Origin of the sequence: Actinophytocola sp., from assembly GCF_045807065.1 — a bacterium.
GTDB lineage: Bacteria > Actinomycetota > Actinomycetes > Mycobacteriales > Pseudonocardiaceae > Actinophytocola.
On the sequence record NZ_JBJMIE010000543.1, the window covers coordinates 1 to 3,248 of the forward strand.

3 protein-coding genes and 1 pseudogene are annotated in these 3,248 nt (G+C 68.3%); 1 reads left to right on the forward strand and 3 read right to left on the reverse strand.

From position 1 onward, the window contains the following. Positions 1-249: 249 nt before the first annotated feature. Both ACJ73U_RS31815 and rlmN read right to left on the reverse strand, forming a co-directional pair. Entirely contained in the window at positions 250-561 is a 312-nt protein-coding gene (locus tag ACJ73U_RS31815; RefSeq protein WP_407781432.1) for an EthD family reductase, read from the reverse strand. A gap of 234 nt (positions 562-795) precedes the next feature. After that, on the reverse strand, positions 796-1,899 hold the full coding sequence (gene rlmN, locus ACJ73U_RS31820; RefSeq protein ID WP_407781433.1) for a 23S rRNA (adenine(2503)-C(2))-methyltransferase RlmN: 1,104 nt from the start codon (positions 1,897-1,899) through the stop codon (positions 796-798). Positions 1,900-2,059: 160 nt separating this feature from the next. On the opposite strand from rlmN, the gene ACJ73U_RS31825 reads away from it, so the two are divergent. After that, positions 2,060-2,782 carry a PadR family transcriptional regulator gene (locus ACJ73U_RS31825; RefSeq protein WP_407781434.1) on the forward strand — a complete coding sequence of 241 codons (723 nt, stop codon included), beginning with the start codon at positions 2,060-2,062 and terminating at the stop codon, positions 2,780-2,782. Between the two features lie 107 nt (positions 2,783-2,889). Here the strand turns inward: ACJ73U_RS31825 and ACJ73U_RS31830 are convergent. Then, a pseudogene (locus ACJ73U_RS31830) lies at positions 2,890-3,248 on the reverse strand (SAM-dependent methyltransferase); the annotation flags it as partial.

A 3,248-nucleotide genomic window follows, 5' to 3' on the forward strand; every position in this document is an offset into this window, starting at 1 on the left:
CTCTACCAAACCCGGGGCGGTTCAGTCCTCAGCTCGTACTTCTCGTAACACAGGCGCGACCATCAGCACTCGGCTGGTCGTCGTCCACGCTCAGATGCCAGCCGGCGGAACACACACGCTTCTGCCGCGAGGCGAGTGTTGATGACTGACCCGTATACGCGCTCGTGCCAAAGAGAGCGCGGGGACCGATTCCGCGAGGATGTGGCGAACATGGCTCACCGCGGATACGGCGGTGCCTCAGGGCCAGGCTCAGCAGGTGCCGTTCTGCACCGGATAGTGGATGACGACCGCACCACCGGTGGCGTAGTTGGCGACATCGGCAGCCACCTGCTGGCCCTGCGGAGACGCCCTCGCCGCGGTCATTGCCGCAGCGTCAGCGAACTCGGCCTCGAAAACCGCGAAGTACGGCGTCTGTCCCTGCGTCGCTGCCACCTCGAAGCTGTAGCGCCACGCGAGCAGGCCGGGCATGCGCGTGACCAGCGGGAGGTGGTTGCTCACGTAGTAGTCGCGGAAGTGGTCGGGATCGGCGGGCTCGGGATACAGGATCACCAGCTTGTGCATCACAACCTCCGTTCAAGCGGCGAGCGACCACAACACCCCGGAGTGCGCGATCAACGCGAGGTGGACAGTAGATCAGACTCCACGCCAAGACCAAGTGCACATTGCGGATGAGCCCGGTGACCCAGCCCATCCGGCGACACGACAATTCGCCGCCACGAACGCACTCGTCTGCCGCGAGTCGGGGTGATGCGCACAGCCGGATACCCCGCGCATGACAAGTGAGCACACGCCCAGCTACCCCTCGGCAGCGAGTTGCCCACACGCGGCGGCGATCTCCTGACCACGGGTGTCACGCACCGTACACGCCACTCCCCCAGCGTTCACCCGACGAACGAACTCCCGCTCCACCGACTTCGGCGCAGCATCCCACTCCGAACCCGGCGTCGGATTCAACGGGATCACATTCACATGCACCAACTGGCCGAGATGCTTGCGCAACCGCTTCGCCAACAGATCCGCCCGCCACGGCTGATCATTCACATCCCTGATCAGGGCGTACTCGATCGAGACACGGCGGCCCGACACATCCGCGTAGTAGCGCGCCGCCTCCAGCACCTCGTCCACCGACCAACGGTTGTTCACCGGCACCAACGTGTCACGCAACTCATCATCCGGCGTGTGCAACGACACCGCCAGGCGGACCTGCATCTTCTCGTCAGCCAGCTTGCGCATCGCCGGCGCCAAACCCACCGTCGACACCGTCACCGAACGCTGCGAGATACCCAGCCCCGACGGCGCCGGCTCGGTGATCCGCCGGACCGCGGCCACGACCCGCTTGTAGTTGGCGAGCGGCTCACCCATCCCCATGAACACGATGTTCGACAGGCGACCGGGCTCCCCCAGGTCACCGTCACGCATGGCGGCCGCCGCGGCGCGGACCTGGTCCACGATCTCGGCCGTCGACAGGTTGCGCTCCAGACCGCCCTGCCCGGTGGCGCAGAACGGGCACGCCATCCCGCAGCCCGCCTGCGAGGACACGCACAGCGTCACCCGGTCGGGGTACCGCATCAGGACGCTCTCCAGCAGGGTGCCGTCGTGGGCGCGCCAGAGGGTCTTGCGGGTCGAGCCGTCGTCGCAGCTCACATGGCGGACCACGGACAGCAACGGCGGCAGCAGTGCCTCACCCAGCCGGTCACGCGAGGAGGCCGGGATGTCGGTCATCGCCGTGGCGTCGGCGGTCAGCCGACCGAAGTAGTGGTTCGACAGCTGGTTCGCCCGGAACGGCTTCTCCCCCAGCTCAGTCACCGCGGCACGACGCTCCTCGACCGACAGGTCGGCGAGGTGACGGGGCGGAAGACCGCGCTTGGGCGCGTCGAAGACAAGAGGTAGAGAGGTCATTTGCCTCCATTGTCCCACGTCTCGGAAACATGCTGGCGGTAGGCCATCCGTCCTGACACCTCTCCCGGATCACGACAGGACCTTGCGTTCCGATAGCTTCCGATATATCGTGAGTGTATCGCGATACCACGCGATACGTCTTCACAGGGAGGAACTACTCATGCGTCCATCATTCGGACACGAACATTCATTCGAGGGCCGGCCGCCGTTCGGTGACCCGCGTGCCCACTTCCACGAGCTGCACCAGCACTTCCCCACTCCGGAAGCGCGTGGTGGCGTCCCCTTCCCACCGTTCCCACCGGTGCCACCCGGTCAGTGGCCGGGCATGCCGGGGCACGGCCCCTTCGGTGGCGGCCCTGGCCGTGGTCGGCGTGGCCGGGGCGAGCGGTTCGGCGGTCGCGGGCGGCGTTCCCGTCGCGGGGACGTCCGGGCGGCCATCCTCACGCTGCTCGCGGAGCGGTCCATGCACGGCTACGAGATGATCCAGGAGATCAAGGAGCGCAGCGGCGACCTGTGGCGCCCCAGCCCGGGCTCCATCTACCCCACGCTCCAGCTGCTGGCCGACGAGGGCCTGATCAACGACGAGGGCAGCGGCTCCCGCCGCCTGTACGCCCTCACCGACGAAGGCCGGGATGCGGCCGCGAAGATCGAGACCCCGCCGTGGGAGGAGATCGCGCGGGACGCCGACCCGCGGGACGTCAGCCTGCGGGACGCCATCGGGCAGCTCATGGGCGCGACCGTGCAGGTCGCCCAGGCCGCGACCGACACCCAGAAGCGGCGTGCGGTCGAGGTGCTCAACGAGGCCCGGCGCGAGCTGTACGCCATCCTCGGCGAGGCGCCGGCGGCCGACACCGACGAAGAAGAAGAGGACGAGACCGACTAGGTCAACTCCCGGGGATCGATCAGGCCGTCCCGGTACGCGCCAAGACCACCTTGGTGCGCGCCAGGACGGCCGTCGTGTTCCGGGGAGCTGCCGGAGCGGTGCTTCGGCTAGATGATCAGGCCGGATGGCTTGCGCCTGGTCAGGACCCGGTAGCCGACGGGGAACTCGAGGCCGCGCACCATCCGGACGGCGCGGTCCGCCACGCGGGCGGAGAATTCGATGCGCAGCACGGACTCGAGGCTCGTCCGGTCCGCGAAGCGCCACCGCGTCCCGACGGTCCGGCGCGAGAACCCCATCCGGCTGAAGAACCGGTCGACCTCGTCAGGGTCGTACGTCGGCAGGTCGGCCCGCATCCAGTCGCCGTAGGGCGGGTGTCGCACGTCGAGGTCGACGATCGCGAGGACGCCGCCGGGGCGGAGCACCCGGTCCGCGTCGGCGAGCCCCTGCTCGCAACCGGGCCCGAAGA

What these genes read in the sequence shown, in the direction of transcription:
- ACJ73U_RS31815 (WP_407781432.1), bottom strand. Translation starts at nt 561, where the DNA reads ATGCACAAGCTGGTGATCCTGTATCCCGAGCCCGCCGATCCCGACCAC.
- ACJ73U_RS31825 (WP_407781434.1), top strand. Translation starts at nt 2,060, where the DNA reads ATGCGTCCATCATTCGGACACGAACATTCATTCGAGGGCCGGCCGCCG.
- rlmN (WP_407781433.1), bottom strand. Translation starts at nt 1,899, where the DNA reads ATGACCTCTCTACCTCTTGTCTTCGACGCGCCCAAGCGCGGTCTTCCG.